This window comes from Staphylococcus sp. GDY8P120P (genome assembly GCF_017892065.1).
Taxonomy (GTDB): Bacteria; Bacillota; Bacilli; order Staphylococcales; family Staphylococcaceae; genus Staphylococcus; species Staphylococcus nepalensis.
This window is the reverse complement of sequence record NZ_JAESKI010000009.1, coordinates 85,376-105,314: the sequence shown is the minus strand read 5'-3', so window position 1 is coordinate 105,314 and position 19,939 is coordinate 85,376. Positions and strand designations below refer to the sequence as shown.

The following is a 19,939-nucleotide window of genomic DNA, read 5'->3' as shown; positions in this document are numbered from 1 at the left end:
CGACACAGAGAAGAGGGACTTTAAAGATGCGAGCGCGTGCCTCATGGCAAGAAAGCTTCTTATCGACGATGGTAGCCTCATTACGTTCCGCAATAGAAGGACGTTGCCAGGCAAGCATATAGGATGCGATGAGCCGAGACCGAAAGGTCTCTTTTTTTTGCCAAAAAAACTTAACTACCAGTGTGAAGCACTGAAAAACAATTGTCATGAGAAAGCGTTTGAAGCTGACGAACTAAGCGAAAGACGAAACGAGCTTACAAGTGGTAAGTGAGTAAGGAAAGCGTGCAGCAAGTGAGGAAAGATGCGAGCGCTTGCCTCATGGCAAGAAAGCTTCTTAGCGCTGATGGTAGCCGACTTACGTTCCGCAAGAGTAGGACGTTGCCAGGCAAGCATATAGGATGCGATGAGCCGAGACCGAAAGGTCTCTTTTTTTTGCCAAAAGGACTTAACTATCAGTGTGAAGCACTGAAAAACGATTGCCGTGAGAAAGCGTTTGAAGCTGACGAACTAAAGGAATACATGAGCTCTCAGCTCATGTATAAGTCCCACTAACTCCGTAAACAGAGAAGAGGGACTTTAAAGATGCGAGCGCTTGCCTCATGGCAAGAAAGCTTCTTAGCGCTGATGGTAGCCGACTTACGTTCCGCAAGAGTAGGACGTTGCCAGGCAAGCATATAGGATGCGATGAGCCGAGACTGAAAGGTCTATTTTTTTGCCCAAAAGGAGCTTAACTACCAGTGTGAAGCACTGAAAAACGATTGTTATGAGAAAGCGTTTGAAGCTGACGAACTAAAGGAATACATGAGCCCTCAGCTCATGTATAAGTCCCACTAACTCCGTAAACGGAGAAGAGGGACGTTGTCGAATATTAAATAAGTAGTGAATAAAGCATTTTATTTTCATTGATATAGATATTTGAAGGATCAAATTGATCTACATTTGATTTGAGGTTATCTAAATCTCGATGATTATTTAATTGGATACCGATGATAACTGTTCCTGTATTTTGTGAGCTCTTTTTAAGGTATTCAAATTTGGTAATATCATCTTTCGGTCCAAGGACTTCATTGACAAATTCTCTTAAAGCGCCAGGGCGTTGTGGAAAGTTAAGAATGAAATAGTGTTTCATTTCTTCAAATAACAACGAGCGTTCTTCAATTTCTTTCATACGATTAATATCATTATTGCCACCGCTCACAACGCAAACAACTGTCTTACCTTTAATTTCTGAACGGTATTGTTCTAGTGCTGTCACACTCAATGCGCCTGCAGGTTCAGCAATAATCGCTTGTTTAGAATACATGTCCAATATAGTTGAACATACAGCACCTTCATGCACTTGAACGTAATCATCTACTACATTTTTAGCGATATCATAAGTGATTTCGCCTACTTTTGCTACTGACGCACCGTCTACAAATTTATCAATATCAGGTAAAGTTACAATTTGATTTTGTAGTACTACTGAAGCATACATACTGCTAGCCCCAGCAGGCTCTACACCGATGATAGAAGTTTGTGGTGAATGTGCTTTAAAATAAGTACCTACACCTGAAATTAAACCACCACCGCCAATTGCTGAGAATAAATAATCAAATTGTATATCATCTTCAGCAGATTGTTCAATGATTTCTTTTGCTAATGTGCCTTGCCCAGCAATTGTATAAATGTTGTTAAAGGGGTCAATGAAATTCATTTTATGGTTCTCAGTATACGTAAGTGCTTCTTTCAAGCAATCATCAAAAGTATCTCCTGTTAGGACAACTTCTGCATTACGGCCTCCAAAAAATTTCACTTGGTTAATTTTTTGAAGTGGGGTCGTTACAGGCATAAAAATAACTGCTTTTAAATTTAATTTGTTAGCTGTATATGCAACACCTTGTGCGTGATTACCTGCACTGGCACATGTAATACCATTTTGTCTATCATTTTCATTTAACGCTATAATTGCGTTATAAGCACCTCTCAGTTTAAAGGACCTAACCCATTGTAAGTCTTCTCTTTTTAAATAGACGTTACAATCATATTTAAGTGATAAGTAATGATCCTTTTGTAAGGGTGTTTCTTTAACAACATCTTTTAATTGTAAGAAAGCTTCATCGATATCTTTGGAAGAAACAGTTGTTTTTACAGTCATAAATTTCACACCTTTATTTAAGTTTCGTTAAAATGTTTTTGCTGTTTCGTATGCTTGAATTTGATCTTCATATTGAAGTGTTACTGCAATATCATCAAGTCCGTTAATAAGCTTGTTTTTCCAGGTTTCATCAATGTCAAAATGAAATTGTTTGTTTCCTGCAGTCACTGTTTGATTAGGCAAATCAACAGTGACTTCTCCTGTTTCTACTATATATTCTCTTTCGTTTTCATCTAAAACGATAGGCAGCATAGCGTTTTTAGTACAGTTCATATAAAAAATATCGCTATAACTACCGGCAATAATAATATCAAAACCGTAATCTTTAATGGCCCAAGCTGCATGTTCACGACTTGATCCACATCCAAAATTATCACCTGTCACCAAAATAGAAGCGTCTTTGTATTCAGGTTTATTTGGGTTGAACTCTGGATTGTCTGATCCGTCTGCTAAATAACGCCATTCATCAAAAGCAAAGGGCCCAAATCCTGATTTTGAAATACGTTTCAAGTGTACTTTGGGGATAATTTGGTCAGTGTCAATATTATCGTGAAATAATGGCACAACTTTTCCTGTATAAGTTGTAATAGGTTGGATATCCATATTATACAACCACCTTTCTAACGTCTACAAATCTACCGTTAATTGCTGCCGCAGCAGCCATGGCAGGGGAGACTAAGTGTGTTCGTGCACCTTTACCTTGGCGTCCCTCAAAATTACGGTTACTTGTTGAAGCGCAGTGAACCCCATCTGGTACTTGGTCTGGATTCATTCCTAGGCACATGGAGCAACCTGGTTCTCTCCATTCAAAACCAGCATTTTTAAATACTTTATCAAGACCTAATTTTTCAGCTTCTATTTTTACGGTTCTAGATCCTGGCACAACAATTGCAGTGATATTAGGATGCACTTGATTTCCTTCTACAATATGGCTTGCTTCAATAAGGTCAGATAGTCGAGCATTCGTACATGAACCTAAGAATACATAACCTAATTCAATATCTTCTGCTTTTTGGCCTGGTTCTAATCCCATATAGTTATAAGCACGTTCATCATTCACATCTTCAATTTCTGGGAAGGGTGTATTAAAACTCACACCCATTTCAGGGCTTGTCCCCCAAGTTACTTGCGGCTCTAAATCTGACACATCAAGTTGAATAACTTTATCAAATTCTGCGTCTTTATCTGTATACAGCTCACGCCATTCATCAACTGCGTATTTATAATTTGTTGCGTAAGGGCGCCCTTGAACATATTCAAATGTTGTTTCATCAGGGGCCATCATGCCGTATTTGGCTCCAGCTTCAATTGCCATATTACAAATGGTCATTCTAGCTTCCATTGACAAACTACTGATTGTTTCGCCAGAGAATTCAAGGGCATACCCCGTACCGAAATCTACACCATATTGATTAATCAGATATAAGATAATGTCTTTAGCATATACACCTGTAGGTAATTGACCTGTAACATCGATTTTAAGATTTTTTGGTTTGGTTTGCCATAACGTTTGTGTGGCAAAGACGTGTTCAACTTCACTTGTACCAATACCAAAAGCGATTGCACCGAAAGCACCGTGTGTAGCTGTATGAGAATCACCACATACAATCGTTTTGCCAGGTTGTGTAAGTCCAGTTTCAGGACCAACCATATGCACGATGCCTTGTTCGTCAGATCCCATATCAAATATATGAACGTCAAATTCTGTAGCGTTTTTTTGAAGTGTTGTGATTTGTTTATTCGCTATTTCATCTTTAATGTTAAAAATATCTACTGTCGGTACGTTATGATCTAATGTCGCATATGTTAAATCTGGTCTACGAAGTTTTCTATTTTGTAGTCTTAGTCCTTCAAATGCTTGAGGAGATGTGACTTCATGTATAAGATGCAAATCTATATATAATAATTGTGGGTCACCTTCTTTACCAGTTAAGACATGCTTGTTCCAAACTTTATCAAATAGTGTTTTACCCATATGACATCTCCTCCTTTTTAAAGATTTTGTTTAACGAATTTAAAAATATCTGATGTATTATAATTACCATTGAGGTCGCGCGTTGTTTTTTCTTCTTCAATAAGTTGGTAAACGACCGATTCTAATTTATTAGCGGCTTCTGTTTCTTTAAGACTTTCTCTTAGACACATGACGAGTGATAAAAGCATGCCGAATGGATTGGCTTTATCTTGGTTAGCGATATCAGGCGCAGAACCGTGAATAGGTTCATATAGCCTTGGCCCATTTTCACTAAAACTGGCTGACGGAGAAAGACCTAAAGAACCTGGGATAACCGATGCTTCATCACTTAAAATATCTCCGAATAAATTTTCAGTGACGATGACGTCAAATTGAGACGGGTTAGTAATTAAATGCATTGCACAAGCATCGACAAGTAAATGATTTACTTCTACATCTGGGTATTCATTAGCAACGTCATTGATAACCTTACGCCATAATTTACTAGATGAAAGCACATTTTCTTTATCCACAGAAGTCAATTTCTTGTGACGTTTTTGAGCTAAATCAAAGGCAACTCTTGCGATTCGTTCAATTTCTTCACGTGTATAAGTTAAAGAATCTAAAGCTTGTTTTTCATTCCAATGTTTTGGTTCACCGAAGTATATACCGCTCGTTAATTCTCTGACTAAGATAAAATCGGTACCTGCAACGCGTTCTTTTTTAATAGGTGACAAGTGACTTGTACCACTAGTGACTGTAGTAGGGCGGATGTTAGCAAATAAACCTAATGATTTACGAATACCTAATAGGCCTTGTTCGGGTCTATTATTAGGATCTGTCCATTTAGGTCCTCCTACAGCACCTAGCAGAATGGCATCTGCTTGCTTACAAGCATTTAGTGTCGTATCGGGTAGCGGCGTACCGTGATTGTCTATTGCGATGCCGCCAAAATCATGGGTTTCTATTTCATAATTAAAATTAAAGTCAGAACTTAATTGAGAAAGAATTTCTAATGAACCATTTAAAATTTCAGGTCCAATACCATCGCCGGGTAGAGCAACAATTTTATAACTCATGAGTGAATACCTTCTTCCACTTTCGAATTTGAGACATATTTAGCATGAGCTTCTACATATGATTTGCATGAAGCTAATAAAATGTCATGATCGATACCTACGCCAGTAACTTCTTGATCTCCAATTTTAATTTGTACGTGTACTTCTGCTTGTGCATCCGTTCCTTCAGTTACAGACTCTATGCGATAATCAATAAGTTCCGTTTCGCGATTGAAAATACGATCTACTGCATTATATACAGAAACAATAGAGCCGGTACCGATACTTGAATCTTGATACGTATGACCATCTTTATCTTTAATGACGACCACAGCACTTTGTAATCCATTTGAAACGAATTGTAGTTGCAATGTTTCAACTTTGTAAATCGCATTTTGTTCATGCTCAGTACCTTGAATTAATGCGTGAATATCTCTATCAGTAACTGCTTTTTTCTTATCGGCAATTGTTTTAAATTGCTTAAATAGTGCTTTTTGTTCTTCTGGTTCAACTTCATAGCCTAATGCAATTAGTTTTTCTGAAAATGCGTGTTTACCCGATAGTTTTCCTAATGGTAATTCAGTTGTTTTAACGCCTACGAGTTGAGGTGTCATAATTTCATATGTTTCAGGGTTCTTAAGGACGCCATCTTGATGAATTCCTGATTCATGGCTGAATGCATTTTGACCAACAATTGCTTTGTTTCTAGGGACTCGAATACCTGCGTATCGAGCAATCAAATCAGAAGTGTCTTTCGTTTCTTCAAGATTTATTCTAGTTTGGTTACCGTAATGATCTTGTCGAACGTAAAGGCCAAGTGCTACTTCCTCAAGGGCCGTATTACCTGCACGTTCCCCAATACCATTTAAAGTTCCCTCAATACGTTTTGCGCCGTTCTCTATTGCAGCCATACTATTTGCAACTGCTAAACCTAAATCGTCATGACAGTGTGCACTGTAGATGACTTCATGATCAGTTTTAATTTTTTCTTGGAGTGTTTTAAAAATTTTGCCATATTCTGAAGGGTAACTAAAGCCAACAGTATCAGGTATATTGATTACACTTGCTCCAGCATCAACAGCAGTTTGGACACATTCGATTAAGAAAGGTAATTCAGTTCTTGTAGCATCTTCTGGTGAAAATTGAACGAGCTCAAAGTAATTTGTAGCATAGGCTACATGCTCTTTGATTGATGCTAAAACGTCTTCTTTAGACATCATTAGTTTTGAATCACGGTGGATAGGGCTAGTTGCTAAGAATACGTGTATTCTAGGCTTTACAGCTTCCTTAGTTGATTCATAAACGGCGTCAATATCTTTCTTCACACAACGTGCTAATCCACAAACAGCAGTTGTTGTTAAGGTTTTAGAAATCTCTTCCACAGATTTAAAACTACCTGTACTTGAAGCGGGGAAACCAGCTTCTATAATATCTACACCCCATTTTTCAAGTTGCTTAGCGATTTTTAGACGCTCATCGAATGAAAAATTGACGCCCGGTGTTTGTTCGCCGTCTCTTAGTGTGGTATCAAATATTTGAATATGGCTATTCATTTTAAACATCTCCTAATAAATAAATTTTAGCAACATATGATGTAATGGCTGAAGAATCGCACATTACAGTAAATATCAAAGATATTTTACACAGTTTGATTCTCCAGATATCATCATATAACTAATTATTTTTCAATACTTTTTGATTTAATAAACGGCATCATTTCACGTAGATCTTTGCCGACTGCTTCAATTTGATGTCCGTGTTGTTCGTCACGCAATTTATGGAATTCTTCAAAGTTATTTTCATTATCTTTGATGAAACGATCACTGAAGTTTCCTTGTTGAATGTCGTTAAGCACTGCTTTCATATTATCTTTAACATCTGGAGTAATTACGCGTGGACCTGATACATAATCACCAAATTCAGCTGTATTTGAAATTGAATAACGCATATTTTCCATACCGCCCTCGTACATTAAGTCAACAATAAGTTTCATTTCATGTAACACTTCAAAATAAGCGATTTCTGGTTGATAACCAGCTTCGACAAGTGTTTCGAAACCAGATTGAATTAATTTTGTTGTACCACCACAGAGCACTGCTTGTTCACCAAATAAATCTGTTTCAGTTTCTTCTTTAAATGATGTTTCTAAAACGCCTGCACGTGTTGCACCAATTCCTTTAGCATAACTTAACGCTAAATCAGTAGCTTCACCACTTGCATCTTGTTCGACTGCAAATAGGGCAGGTACTGCGCTTCCTTCAGTAAATGTACGTCTAACTAAATGTCCGGGACCTTTTGGTGCTACTAAAAATACATCTACTGTTTCTGGTGGTTGGATCACATTAAAGTGAATATTAAAGCCGTGTGCAAAAACAAGTGCGTTATTTGGTTCTAAATTAGGTTCAATTTCTTCTTTATATACTTGTCCTTGAATTTCATCGGGTAAAAGCACCATGATGACATCAGCTTGTTTTGCTGCTTCATTTACAGGGTAAACTTCGAAGCCGTCATCTTTTGCTTTATCAAAAGAGCGTCCAGGTCTAATACCGATGATGACATCGTAGCCGTTGTCTTTTAAATTTTGAGCATGGGCATGGCCTTGTGAACCATATCCAATGATTGCAATTTTTTTACCTTGTAATGCATCTTTCGTAACTGATTGGTCATAATAAACTGTTGTCATAATAAAATCCTCCATGTTTTAAAATATCGTTTTAGTACTTAGCTTTAAACTAAACTTGCTGAACCAGTTCTAGAAACTTGTTCAATGTTATATGATGATAGATCGTCTAATAAGTTGTCCATTGTATACTGTGGGCCAGAAGCTTGAAGATACGTATAAGGCGCCTCACTTTTTAGAACTGAAACTAGCGCATCATATGGTTTAATAATATTTTGTAAATCTTGATGACTACTTGGTGTTTCTAATTTCACAAGTACTAATTCTCTGTTGTATGTGTTTGTATCCGTGATGTCTTCTACTTCTATGATGTTTATTTGTTTTTCGAGTTGTCTTAATAGATTTCGTAACACATCTGAATCTGGGATTTCTGCTACAAAAGTAATATTAGAAATTCCTTCTTCTCGAGTGGGCGTTACTGATAGTGTGACAATATTAAATTGCCTACGTACAAAAATACCTGTTAACCTGTTTAAAGTACCAGCCTTGTCCATAACTTTGGTTCTAAATGTGCGTCTCATAATAATCCCTCCATCTCGTAGTTAGCTTTACCACTAGGAACCATTGGATTAACGGGTTCAATTGGTGAAATACGAACGTCAATTAACGCGGGACCATCATGTTGGAAAGCTTCATCTAGTTTTTGTTCTAAATGCGCCGGATCATCTATAAGAAATCCTTTAACGTTATAAGCTTCTCCTAATTTTAAGAAATCAGGTTGTCCGTTAAATACAGAATGAGAGAAACGTTTATTAAAGAATTTATCTTGCCATTGCTTAACCATCCCTAAAGTACCATTGTTTATGATTACTATTTTAATATCCAAGTTGTATTCTTCTAAGATTGCCATTTCTTGGTTTGTCATTTGGAAACCGCCATCACCTACAAAAGCTACGACCGTTTTATCAGGTTCTGCTAACTTTGCACCGATTGCAGCGGGGATACCAAAGCCCATTGTTCCTAAGCCACCGCTTGTTACTAATTGACCATGGTTTTTAAATGGGTAGTATTGTGCAACCCACATTTGATGTTGGCCTACGTCAGTAGTAACCACGGCGTCACCTTGAGTAATTTCTCCTATATATTCAATTGTGCGTTGTGGTTTTGAGAAAGTACCATCAGCGTCTTCTTTAAAAGCGAAAGGCTGTGCTGATTTATTGTTAAAACATGTTTCTAGCCATTCTTCGTGTCTGATTGAATAGCTTTCAAAATCTAATAAAGCTTCTAAAGTTGCTTTACAGTCCGCTACAATACCTAAATCCACTTTGATAATTTTATTTATTTCTGAAGGGTCGATATCTATATGAACAATTTTGGCATTAGGAGCAAATTCATCTGGTTTACTAGCAAGCCTATCATCGAAGCGGCTTCCAAAATTAATGAGTAAATCACACTCTGTTAATGCCATGTTACTTGCATAGGAACCATGCATACCTCCCATTCCTAAAAACAGGGGATTGTCATATGGAATTGCTCCTAGTCCTAATAAAGTGCTTACTACAGGTAATTGATGTCGTGTAACAAACTCGGTCAATACTTCATTTGCTTTAGCATGGTTAATACCAGCTCCTGAAAGTACAATAGGCTTTTTAGAAGTTTTCAAATAATCACGTAATTTTTGAATTTCAGTTTTATCCGGTTTGTTAGGTACCGAGTAACCAGGTAAATCTAGTTCATTTGAAACATCTACATTAGTTGATAAAATACCCATGTCTTTAGGGAAGTCAATGACAACTGGTCCTTTTCTTCCAGAATTAGCAATGTGAAATGCTTCATGAAGTACTTTTGGTATTTCATTTACATTTTTGATTTGATAGTTATGCTTAGTAATTGGCGTCGTCATTGAAAGTAAATCCGCTTCTTGAAAGGCGTCTTTGCCAATACCTGCTGTCGCTACTTGGCCAGTAATAACTACCAATGGTAAAGAGTCACTATATGCATCTGCAATACCAGTGATCGCATTTGTGGCTCCTGGTCCGCTTGTCACTACAACAACACCTGTTTTACCAGAAACACGGGCATACCCTTCAGCAGCGTGAGTTGCGCCTTGTTCATGTCTAGCTAAAATGTGCTCGATTTTCCCTTCATAAAATGTGTCATATAATGGGAGTACTGCACCGCCAGGGTAACCAAATATGAAATCTACACCTTCATTTGCGAGCGAATCTACTAATAATTCTGAACCAGATTTCATTTCATCAATTGTTTCTTTTTCTAATTCCATTTCAGGTTCAATTGTTTCTGTTGTTTCAAAATAATCTAAATTTTCTGACTTTTCGTATTCAAGTATTTCAGTTTGTTTAGACATAATGCTCACTCCTTAAATGAGATCTTCAGGTACTTGCATAATACCACCTGTGTTAGCGCTTGTTACTAATGCAGTATAACGTGCAAGATAACCAGTTTTTACTTTTGCTTTAAATTGTTTTAAGTTTTGTTTTCTGGATTCCAATACTTCATCTAAAACTTCTACGTTTAATGTCCTGTTCGTTAAATCAATCGTAATTTCGTCGTTATTTTCAATTAAAGCGATAGGGCCACCTGATGCAGCTTCTGGTGAAATATGTCCGACTGCTATGCCTCTCGTCGCTCCTGAAAATCTACCATCTGTAATTAATGCAACATCTTTACCTAAACCTCTACCTACAATAGAAGATGTAGGAGCTAACATCTCTGGCATACCAGGGCCACCTTTAGGTCCTTCATATCTGATAACAACTACGTGTCCTTCACGCACAACGTGATTATCAATCGCTTCCACAGCTTCATCATGTGAATCGAAACAGATTGCTTTTCCTTTAAATACTTTAATTGAAGGGTCGACTCCACCAACCTTAATAACTGCACCATTTGGAGCTAAGTTACCGTATAAGATGGAAAGGCCACCTTGTTTGTCATATGGATTATCGAGATGTCTAATAACGTCACTATTTAGTATTGCTTTGTTCTCATTGTTCTCACGAAGCGTTTTTCCTGTAGCTGTAATTCTATCTGGATGCAATGTACCTTCTTTCTTAAATAATTCATTGATAATAGCTGGAACGCCACCTGCCTCGTGTACATCATGCATTGAATATGAAGAACTTGGTGCGATTTTTGAGAGGTAAGGTGTTTTCTTTGCAATCTCGTTAATTCTTGAGAGGTCGTAGTCGATACCAGCTTCATTTGCAATAGCTAAAGTGTGTAAAACAGTGTTTGTTGAACCACCCATTGCCATGTCTAAAGCGAATGCATCATCAATTGCTTCTTTTGTTACAATGTCTCTTGGTTTAATATCATTTTTGATATTATCAACAAGTTTAAACGCTGCTTCACGAATCATTTCTCTACGTTGTTCGCTTACTGCTAATGCTGTGCCATTATATGGGAGAGCCAATCCTAAAACTTCCATTAAGCAATTCATTGAATTCGCTGTAAACATACCAGAACATGAACCACAAGTAGGGCAAGCATTTTGTTCCATATCTAGAAATTCGTCTTTTGAAATTGAACCATCTTTAAATGCACCAACGGCCTCAAACATGGAAGACAAAGTTAATGCTTTACCTTGTGATGATAAGCCTGCTTTCATAGGCCCACCTGAGCAGAAAATAGCTGGAACGTTAGTTCTTACAGATGCTAATAACATGCCAGGTGTAATCTTGTCACAGTTCGGTATGTAAAAAACACCATCAAACCAATGTGCATTGATAACAGTTTCTGCAGCGTCTGCAATGATTTCTCTGGACGGAAGTGAATATCTCATTCCAATATGTCCCATTGCAATACCGTCATCAACACCGATAGTGTCAAATTCAAAGGGAATAGCGCCTGCTTCACGAATTGCTTCTTTAGCAATATCCGCAAGTTCTCTTAAATGAACATGTCCTGGGACAATGTCAATGTATGAATTACAAATAGCTACGAAAGGCTTGTTCATATCTGTTGGTTTTTCTAAAGCGCCTGTTGCGTGCAAAAGGCTTCTTGCTGGAGCTTGATGATCTCCTTTTTTGATCATATCGCTTCTCATATTAATTCCCCCATAAATTTGAAAATAAAAAAGCGTCCCAATAAATAATTGGGACGCTTTTGAGTCCCATTCAACTAGAAATAGGACTTAAACATTTAGTAGATTCTTTACTAAAGTTCCAGTCCTAATAGCATAATAAAATGACTAAAATATTTGAAGTTGTTGGTTGGTATTGCGTTGTATGTTTGGTCATTTTATTATGCTCCTTTCCGATAGAATGGTTTGTTTTTATTTGTTAAATTGAATTGTCTAAAAATTCGATAAATTAAATTTACTATACTGAAGCTATACTGTCAATGATTTTTTTAAATTTTCTCTCAATTCACACAATTTTAAATACTTAGAACTTATTTTAGTTTGAAGTAAAATACTAAAAAATTTGTTAAACTGTAATAGTTAATTTAATAAAATCAAATGTTTGAGCGTACCATCATTTTTATAGAATATATTCATTTATATAAAGTATAAGTCGATTTAAACTTAAATAATATTTAAATGGAGCGGGTTGGACAACAAACATATTTAAAAAAATAAATTTGTCGTTCCATTGTAGTAAGTATGACTAAAAAATTGCTTAGTTAAGCAGGTTACATGAAGCAAGCTCGACACTAATCCAAATTAATTTGGAAGTGTCGCTAAAAAAAAGGAGAGGAATATGATTAAAATTAAAGGATTGGAAAATATGGAGCAATTTGGTGAAATATTAACGAAACATCTATCTGCCGGAGATATCATATTATTGAACGGTGATCTAGGTGCGGGAAAAACAACATTAAGTCAATTTATTGGTAAAGCACTGGGGGTCAAACGTAATATTAATTCTCCAACTTTTAATATCATTAAATCTTATCAAGGTGAAACTTTAAAATTACATCATATGGATTGTTATAGATTAGAAGATAGCGAAGAAGATTTAGGTTTCGATGAATATTTTGAAGATAAAGCAATCACATTGATAGAGTGGAGTCAATTTATAACAGAATTTTTACCACCTGAGCATCTTATTATTAATATTAAAACAGTAAGCCCAACTGAAAGAGACATAGAAATAAAAGCCGTTGGTCAACATTATCTAAAAATAAAGGAGGCTGTTGAACATGAAATGCTTGTTGATTGATACATCGAATCAACCTTTATCTGTTGCAGTGATGCAAGATGATAACGTACTTAGCGAAATAAATTCAAATATAAAGCAGAATCATTCTACTCAATTGATGCCAGCTATCCAACAGGTGATTGGTGAAAGCCAAATAGCGAAAGAAGATATTGACGCGATTATTGTAGCTCAAGGACCAGGTTCTTACACAGGATTAAGAATTGGTGTAACAGTTGCTAAAACTTTAGCATACGCATTGAATGCTGAATTATACGGTGTTTCATCACTCAAAGCGTTAGCTGCCACTGTGCAAGATGATAAACGTTTAATTGTACCTATTTTTGATGCCCGGAGAGAAGCAGTATATACAGGTATTTATGAATATAAAGCAAATAATTTAGTGAAAGTTAAAGAAGACCAATATTTACCAATACAAACGCTCCTTGATTTATTACATCGTATGGACAAACCATATGTATTTGTGGGTATAGACACTGAAAAATTAAAAGACTTATTAGATAGTGAGGGTATACCTAACTTACCTAAAGCAAAATATATGAAAAAACTTATTGAAACTACTGCCGATATTCATCAATTTAAACCCAATTATATTAAATTATCTGAGGCCGAGAGAAATTGGTTAAACCAACAGAACAAGAATTAAATATACGTTTGATGACTATAAAAGATGTACCACAAGTATTTGATATAGAAAGAAATAGCTTTAATGACAGTAGTTGGACAATAGACGCTTTTTATCATGAGATAGAAAAAAATGAATTTGCGCACTATTTTATAATAGAATTTAATGAGGAAATTGTTGGTTATATTGGTATATGGATTGTGATTGATCAAGCTCAGATTACAACTGTGGCAATAGATGAGGCTTATAGAGGTTACGGGTTAGGACAATTATTATTAAAATATGCAATGAACTACGTACAAACGAAATGTGAAATTATGAGTTTAGAAGTACGTGTAGATAACGAAGTAGCACAACATGTTTATACTAATTTAGGTTTTCAATATGGTGGTAAGCGAAAAAATTATTACGGTGAAGGTGAGGATGCGATAGTGATGTGGGTGAATTTAAATGAATAATCAAACATTAATTTTAGCAGTTGAATCTAGTTGTGATGAAACTAGTGTAAGTATTATAAAAAACGGAACGCAAATTTTAAGCAATATTGTGTTAAGTCAAATTGAAAGTCATAAACGTTTTGGTGGCGTCGTACCAGAAGTTGCGAGTAGGCATCATGTTGAAGGTATCACTACAACAATTGATCAAGCTTTAAGAGAAGCAAAATTACAAATGAAGGATATCAATGCAATTGCAGTAACGCAAGGACCTGGACTAATAGGTGCTTTATTAGTAGGTATCAATGCTGCAAAGGCGCTTGCTTTTGCTTACGACAAACCTTTGATACCCGTGCATCATATTGCAGGTCATATTTATGCTAATCATTTAGAGCACCCTTTACAATTTCCATTAATGGCTTTAATTGTTTCGGGAGGTCACACAGAACTTGTATATATGAAAGACCATTTAAATTTTGAAGTCATAGGAGAAACACGAGATGACGCAGTTGGAGAGGCTTATGATAAAGTTGCGAGAACGATTGGATTAGGTTATCCAGGTGGGCCACAAATTGATCAGTTAGCAGCAAAAGGTCAAGATAGTTATGGCTTTCCGCGCGTATGGTTAGACGCTAATAGTTATGATTTTAGTTTTAGTGGGTTAAAAAGTGCAGTGATTAACAAATTGCATAATTTACGTCAAAAAAATTGTGAAATCAAACCTGAAGATGTAGCAACTAGTTTTCAAAATAGTGTTGTAGAAGTATTGGTTGGAAAATCAATATCAGCTTGTGAAGCTTATGATGTGAAACAGTTAATTGTAGCAGGAGGCGTTGCAAGTAACAAAGGTTTAAGGGCGCAATTAACTGAAGTATGTGACACGCATGGTATTAACTTGCGTATTCCAAGCCCAAGCCTGTGTACAGATAATGCAGCAATGATTGGCGCAGCAGCGCATTATTTATATCAAGCAGGTTATACAGGAGATATGTCATTAAATGGTTTTAATAATATGGATATAGAACAATTTTCAATAGTTAAATAATTATTTAAAAATATAATAGCTCATGTATTTCTACGTTTGTTTCGGTCAAATAAGAGAAAAGTAACTAGATAAGCAGAAATATGACATCAACTTGATGGTTGGTTTCATTTTCTGCTTTTTTAATATTTAAATTTGATATAAAAATTTGTATTGAAGTAAATTAGATCTTGTTTTTAAGTAAAAAGTAATTTTGTATAGCATACTAAGTTAAAATGTTTAAATGTGAGAAATGGGGTATAAGTATTTTAGTGTTTTTGTATGGATTCACGCATTAAAAAAAGGGGGTTTTGAAATGAAATCAGTTCAGTATTTTAACTTTCAAAATAGTTTAGCTGCATTAGATTTTTACGAAAAAAAATTAGGTGCAACAGATATTCAGCGTGTAGGCGGAGATCATGAAATGTTTGCGGATATGCCTGAAGAATATCAAGTCGATAAAAACTTTACAATGAATGCGTCCTTCAAAATTTTAGGAGAAACATTCTATTGTAGTGATACATGGAAAAATAAAAAAATTGATAATAGTGGTGCGATTGTAACATTTACGTTTGACTATCATAATGAAGCGGAGAAACAACTTGCGATTGACTTTTTTAATAAAGCGATTATAGCAGGATGTGAAGAAACAATGCCTTTAGGTAAGACAGAATGGTCTAATCTTTATGGTATGTTCAATGATCCATTTGGCATAACTTGGATGATTAATGCAGAATAATAAATTTAAATACGTCAAATGGTTATGAAGACGTGCAGTGCTTAGTAAAGAGGTTTCGCTTATTTACTACACTTTACTAAGCTTCTTTTACATAAAAAAGAGACCACATCGGTCTCTCATTATTTATAAAAAATTCAATAATTGTATGGTTTTCAGTTAGGTTTGCTAGGATAAGATACATTGGTTTAGAAGGATATGATTTCTGCATCTCGCCTTTGGTTTTAAGATTAAACAATATTGCGTAAAAACTTAATTTACACCATGAAATCATTTTAAGAGGATAACGCCTGAGCACGTGAATAAACTTGTTCAGGAAAATCCATAATTCTTAATAGTTCAATAGCATTCCTCGTATCTGCTTTGCCAGATTTCACTTTGTAATCGAAAGTAATTCCATTGTCAGAAATGATTTCATTAAAATGATAATTTATATAATTGTGTTTTAATAATGAAGTTAATTCAATATCATGAGTTGCAGCAATCACTCTGTAATGTTTACAGGGGCCTAAGTAATTTAAAACAGATTCAGAAGCTGCAATTCTTTCTGTAGTATTTGTTCCCTTGAAAATTTCATCTATGAAACAATAAACCATGTTATTTGTTTGTATATCAAATAAACGCTTTATTGATTTAATCTCGGTCATAAAATAACTATCGCCAGATAATATATCGTCTTGATTAACCATAGAAGTATAAACTAAACCTGGTTTAAATTTGAAATGCTTTGCGGTCACGGTATATACTGTTTGAGCTAATATAAGATTTAACGCGATAGATTTCATAAAAGTAGACTTACCGGAAGCGTTTGAACCAGTTAGTAAAATATGACTATTGATCTCTAAATCATTAGGCACTGCGTAATCAAGTAGGGGATGTGTAATTTCCTCAAATTCCAGTGTGCTTGCTTCGTTTTCTTCTGGAAATGTATATTGTGTTAATGTTTCCCTCCATAATGCCACAGCATAATGATTATCAATATTTGTTATATAGTCGTAACATGACATCACTTCGGACTCGTATTTTTTAAAACTATTTTGTATTAAGTGAAAAATGTGGTAATCCAGCATAAACATAGTTTTAAATAAAAAAGCAAATACCATAGCATCTTCAGACGTATTAACTTTTCCTAACAATCCACTCAGTTTACGAGCAGTTTTAAAATGACTGAAATCAACATCTATCGTAGGGACGCCATCAATTTTTTGTAGCGCATACGCTTTTTTAATAACCATTGATGTATAAAATATTGAATTTAAATCTTGATTGAATGTCTTTTTTAGCACCCCGCTTAAAACCATATTAAAAATGGCACTAAGTATCGTTAGTAATATGCCTAAACCAGGATTGAAAAAAGAAAAAATAATAAAAATCAAAGGGAAATACGTGCATAACATAAAACAATTATTTCGTTTAACCGTATATAGTTGGTCCGGGAATGTTGGATAAATTGCTTTACCGATTTCTGCTAAATGTATAGAAAGTTGTATCCGAAATGATTCATCATGTTTAAATTTATGTATTAAGCTTTGGTTACTGATTGTAAACATTTTTCTTAAGGTTGCATATAATCTCATTTCCCCTATAGCAGTAAAATTAAAGTTCATTTTCTCAAACATAGCGTTAATGTTTAAATCTGAATAAGTTTTATCATCTACTAATGCGTTTTTATCATATTGAAATTGATATGTATCAAACTGATAACTATATATATGGTTCGGCCGAACAAAATTCTCTAGAGGCTTTTGCTTTGACCATAAGAGCTGGATATCATGCTTTAATTTTTTATTTGTCACAATATTTGTCATCATAGACACGAGGAAAGCAGCGATGATAAAAGCAATAAAAAACCAAAATAACGGTAACATAGGTCCGATCTCTCTTTTTAATGATTACAATAATTATGTCATTAAATGGATTAATAAACAATTAGTTAAATTAAATAAACTTTGCTAGATGTCAATAGGGAACGTGCGTACTTATCAACAGTTAGTGTACAACCTGTGGATAAGTAGTGTGTATGTGTGTGGATATGACTTGTTATCTGAAAATTCAATACAAAATGGTATTGCTTTTTGCTTGTGGATAACTAGGATAACTCTGTGGACAGCTCTCGTTATAAGGTTTATCGCTGTTAATAATTCGAGTGTAAAAAAACATAAAAAATACGGAAAATGATAAAATCATTCCGTATTTTTGAGTAGTTCATAATTATATTAACTTTTCTTGTAATTCTGTCCATTTAGACATCACTTGTTCTAATTTTTGTTCGCTTTCTTCTTTTTCTTTGGCTAAACGACTTGCTTCTTCAGGATTGCTATATATATCTGGTAAGGTTAATTGTTCGTTAATTTCACCAATTTTACTTTCGTAGTTTTCTATATCAGCTTCAACTTGTTCGATTTGCCGTTCGATTTGCCGCTGTTCTCGTTTTTGAAGTTTTTGATCAAAATAATTATTATTTTGCGTGGTGGTTACTTCAGATTGCGTCGGAGTTTCTTGTTCTTTTTTGGCTTGGATAGCTGCATTTTCTTCTTTTTTTTCAATGAAATATTGATAATTACCTAGATACATTGTGCCGCCCTCATGATCTAAATCATAAACTTTATTTGCCAGTTGATTAATAAAATAACGATCATGGGAAACAAATAATATGGTTCCTTCAAAATGATCTAATGCTTGTTCGAGCATTTCTTTCGAATCTATATCAAGGTGGTTAGTTGGCTCATCTAATATAAGGACATTGTTGCGTTCGAGCATGAGTAACGCTAATTGTAACCGGGCTTTTTCACCACCCGAAAGATCGTTGATAATTTTTTTGACATCTTCTTGGACAAATAAGAAACGACCCAACACTGCCCGAATATCTTTTTCATTCATTGAGGGATATTGATCCCATAGATAATCGAGAATCGTCTTGTTTGATTTGAATTCAGCTTGTTTTTGATCATAATAACCTATTTTTAAATTGGCACCTGTAGTAATTTGCCCAGCTAATTGAGGCTGAATGCCTGCAATTGTCTTGATTAATGTAGATTTACCAATACCATTGGGCCCAATAATGGCTATATGATCTCCTTTAGAAACTTCAATATTAATCCCCTTAGTGATAGCTTGTTCATAGCCAATTTCTAAATTTTTTATATGGAAAACATCGTTACCTGTGTTTCTATCAAAGTTAAATTGGATATTCGCACTTTTGGCATCAATCATTGGTTTATTGATTCTTTCAATTTTTTCGAGCATTTTTCGACGACTTTTTGCCATGCCAGTAGTTGAAGCACGTGCAATATTTTTTTCTACAAAAGTTTCTAAGCGTTTTATTTCAGCTTGTTGACGTTCGTATTCTTGCATGCGTTTTTCATAATATTTATCCCTTTGTTCAATGAATTGTTTGTAATTACCTACATAATGCTGTACATCTCCGAGTGCAACATCATAGATTTGGTTTACAATTTTATCTAAAAAGTATCTGTCATGGCTGATGATTACAATAGCGCCTTTAAAGTAATTCAAATACCCTTCTAACCATTGCGTGGTCTCCATGTCTAAATGGTTCGTAGGCTCGTCTAATAATAATAAATCAGGTTCGCTAAGGAGCATTTGGGCTAGTGAAAGTCTTGTTTTTTGACCTCCGCTAAAATCATTAATAGGGCGGTTGTAATCTGATTCAGTAAAATTCAGACCATGAAGCACTGTTTTGATTTTACTTTCGTATTGATATCCATCTTGTTGTTCAAATTCATTTGATAAATATTCATAGCGGTCAATATGTGTTTTATATTCTTCTGTATCATATTCATTTGCATGTTGCGCTAACCAATCTGTTTCTTTTTTCATTTCATTTTCAAGTTGTTTCATACTCTCAAATGGTTTAGACATTTCTTCAATAACAGTTTGATTTGTATTTAATGTCATTTGCTGTGTTAAATAGCCGAGTTTTAAATTTTTACTCTTTGAAACATGGCCACTATCATAATCTTCGACGCCAGCAATAATTTTCATTAAAGTAGATTTACCAGCACCATTGCGACCGACTATACCAATACGTTCGCCTGTTTTAACTTCAAAATCTACGTCATTAAAAATATCTTCTCCGTCGAATGATTTTGTTATATCATTTAGTTGTAATAATATCATCCGATTTTGCACCTCTCTATCCATTATCATT

Annotated in this window: 16 protein-coding genes; 5 read left to right on the top strand and 11 right to left on the bottom strand. The window is 35.1% G+C overall.

The features are described 5' to 3' along the window. Window positions 1–868: 868 nt before the first annotated feature. From ilvA to ilvD, 9 genes are all read right to left on the bottom strand, one after another. Window positions 869–2,137 carry a threonine ammonia-lyase IlvA gene (ilvA, locus tag KA900_RS08430; RefSeq protein ID WP_115342040.1) on the bottom strand — a complete coding sequence of 423 codons (1,269 nt, stop codon included), beginning with the start codon at window positions 2,135–2,137 and terminating at the stop codon, window positions 869–871. Between the two features lie 27 nt (window positions 2,138–2,164). Continuing rightward, a complete protein-coding gene (gene leuD, locus KA900_RS08425; protein ID WP_096808831.1) occupies window positions 2,165–2,740 on the bottom strand; it encodes a 3-isopropylmalate dehydratase small subunit in 576 nt (191 codons plus the stop codon). Between the two features lies 1 nt (window position 2,741). Continuing rightward, window positions 2,742–4,112 carry a 3-isopropylmalate dehydratase large subunit gene (gene leuC / locus KA900_RS08420; protein ID WP_103373572.1) on the bottom strand — a complete coding sequence of 457 codons (1,371 nt, stop codon included), beginning with the start codon at window positions 4,110–4,112 and terminating at the stop codon, window positions 2,742–2,744. A gap of 17 nt (window positions 4,113–4,129) precedes the next feature. Further along, window positions 4,130–5,170: a 3-isopropylmalate dehydrogenase gene (gene leuB, locus KA900_RS08415; RefSeq protein WP_115342041.1), complete on the bottom strand. Its 1,041-nt coding sequence runs from the start codon at window positions 5,168–5,170 to the stop codon at window positions 4,130–4,132. Next, a complete protein-coding gene (locus tag KA900_RS08410; protein ID WP_096808834.1) occupies window positions 5,167–6,702 on the bottom strand; it encodes a 2-isopropylmalate synthase in 1,536 nt (511 codons plus the stop codon). Before KA900_RS08410 ends, leuB begins: the two co-directional genes overlap by 4 nt. Before the next feature lie 125 nt (window positions 6,703–6,827). Beyond that, window positions 6,828–7,832: a ketol-acid reductoisomerase gene (ilvC, locus tag KA900_RS08405; RefSeq protein ID WP_096808835.1), complete on the bottom strand. Its 1,005-nt coding sequence runs from the start codon at window positions 7,830–7,832 to the stop codon at window positions 6,828–6,830. A gap of 44 nt (window positions 7,833–7,876) precedes the next feature. Next, the gene (ilvN, locus tag KA900_RS08400) at window positions 7,877–8,350 is read right to left on the bottom strand and encodes an acetolactate synthase small subunit (RefSeq protein WP_210139431.1); all 474 of its coding nucleotides are present in this window, start codon (window positions 8,348–8,350) and stop codon (window positions 7,877–7,879) included. Next, entirely contained in the window at window positions 8,347–10,137 is a 1,791-nt protein-coding gene (gene ilvB / locus KA900_RS08395; protein ID WP_107644318.1) for a biosynthetic-type acetolactate synthase large subunit, read from the bottom strand. Before ilvB ends, ilvN begins: the two co-directional genes overlap by 4 nt. A gap of 12 nt (window positions 10,138–10,149) precedes the next feature. After that, entirely contained in the window at window positions 10,150–11,838 is a 1,689-nt protein-coding gene (gene ilvD, locus KA900_RS08390; RefSeq protein WP_096808838.1) for a dihydroxy-acid dehydratase, read from the bottom strand. 655 nt (window positions 11,839–12,493) lie between these two features. Between ilvD and tsaE the strand changes: the two genes are divergently transcribed. The 5 genes from tsaE (at window position 12,494) to KA900_RS08365 (ending at window position 15,771) form a co-directional block, all read left to right on the top strand. Further along, complete coding sequence (gene tsaE, locus KA900_RS08385) at window positions 12,494–12,955, top strand: tRNA (adenosine(37)-N6)-threonylcarbamoyltransferase complex ATPase subunit type 1 TsaE (RefSeq protein WP_096808839.1); 462 nt, start codon at window positions 12,494–12,496, stop codon at window positions 12,953–12,955. Next, window positions 12,936–13,598 carry a tRNA (adenosine(37)-N6)-threonylcarbamoyltransferase complex dimerization subunit type 1 TsaB gene (tsaB, locus tag KA900_RS08380; protein WP_115342042.1) on the top strand — a complete coding sequence of 221 codons (663 nt, stop codon included), beginning with the start codon at window positions 12,936–12,938 and terminating at the stop codon, window positions 13,596–13,598. The genes tsaE and tsaB overlap by 20 nt, the downstream gene beginning before the upstream one ends. Beyond that, window positions 13,571–14,035, top strand: a complete 465-nt coding sequence (rimI, locus tag KA900_RS08375; protein WP_096808841.1) for a ribosomal protein S18-alanine N-acetyltransferase — start codon at window positions 13,571–13,573, stop codon at window positions 14,033–14,035. Before tsaB ends, rimI begins: the two co-directional genes overlap by 28 nt. Then, on the top strand, window positions 14,028–15,056 hold the full coding sequence (gene tsaD / locus KA900_RS08370) for a tRNA (adenosine(37)-N6)-threonylcarbamoyltransferase complex transferase subunit TsaD (RefSeq protein WP_115342044.1): 1,029 nt from the start codon (window positions 14,028–14,030) through the stop codon (window positions 15,054–15,056). The genes rimI and tsaD overlap by 8 nt, the downstream gene beginning before the upstream one ends. Before the next feature lie 292 nt (window positions 15,057–15,348). Further along, entirely contained in the window at window positions 15,349–15,771 is a 423-nt protein-coding gene (locus KA900_RS08365; RefSeq protein WP_115342045.1) for a VOC family protein, read from the top strand. Window positions 15,772–16,043: 272 nt separating this feature from the next. On the opposite strand, the gene KA900_RS08360 is transcribed toward KA900_RS08365, so the two are convergent. Further along, on the bottom strand, window positions 16,044–17,636 hold the full coding sequence (locus KA900_RS08360) for a MutS-related protein (RefSeq protein WP_115342046.1): 1,593 nt from the start codon (window positions 17,634–17,636) through the stop codon (window positions 16,044–16,046). Between the two features lie 343 nt (window positions 17,637–17,979). Beyond that, a complete protein-coding gene (locus tag KA900_RS08355) occupies window positions 17,980–19,908 on the bottom strand; it encodes an ABC-F family ATP-binding cassette domain-containing protein (protein WP_096808845.1) in 1,929 nt (642 codons plus the stop codon). Between the last annotated feature and the right edge of the window lie 31 nt (window positions 19,909–19,939).

Coding starts and splice junctions, on each gene's coding strand:
- ilvA (WP_115342040.1), bottom strand. CDS start 2,137: ATGACTGTAAAAACAACTGTTTCTTCCAAAGATATCGATGAAGCTTTC.
- leuD (WP_096808831.1), bottom strand. CDS start 2,740: ATGGATATCCAACCTATTACAACTTATACAGGAAAAGTTGTGCCATTA.
- leuC (WP_103373572.1), bottom strand. CDS start 4,112: ATGGGTAAAACACTATTTGATAAAGTTTGGAACAAGCATGTCTTAACT.
- leuB (WP_115342041.1), bottom strand. CDS start 5,170: ATGAGTTATAAAATTGTTGCTCTACCCGGCGATGGTATTGGACCTGAA.
- KA900_RS08410 (WP_096808834.1), bottom strand. CDS start 6,702: ATGAATAGCCATATTCAAATATTTGATACCACACTAAGAGACGGCGAA.
- ilvC (WP_096808835.1), bottom strand. CDS start 7,832: ATGACAACAGTTTATTATGACCAATCAGTTACGAAAGATGCATTACAA.
- ilvN (WP_210139431.1), bottom strand. CDS start 8,350: ATGAGACGCACATTTAGAACCAAAGTTATGGACAAGGCTGGTACTTTA.
- ilvB (WP_107644318.1), bottom strand. CDS start 10,137: ATGTCTAAACAAACTGAAATACTTGAATACGAAAAGTCAGAAAATTTA.
- ilvD (WP_096808838.1), bottom strand. CDS start 11,838: ATGAGAAGCGATATGATCAAAAAAGGAGATCATCAAGCTCCAGCAAGA.
- tsaE (WP_096808839.1), top strand. CDS start 12,494: ATGATTAAAATTAAAGGATTGGAAAATATGGAGCAATTTGGTGAAATA.
- tsaB (WP_115342042.1), top strand. CDS start 12,936: ATGAAATGCTTGTTGATTGATACATCGAATCAACCTTTATCTGTTGCA.
- tsaD (WP_115342044.1), top strand. CDS start 14,028: ATGAATAATCAAACATTAATTTTAGCAGTTGAATCTAGTTGTGATGAA.
- KA900_RS08365 (WP_115342045.1), top strand. CDS start 15,349: ATGAAATCAGTTCAGTATTTTAACTTTCAAAATAGTTTAGCTGCATTA.
- KA900_RS08360 (WP_115342046.1), bottom strand. CDS start 17,636: ATGTTACCGTTATTTTGGTTTTTTATTGCTTTTATCATCGCTGCTTTC.
- KA900_RS08355 (WP_096808845.1), bottom strand. CDS start 19,908: ATGATATTATTACAACTAAATGATATAACAAAATCATTCGACGGAGAA.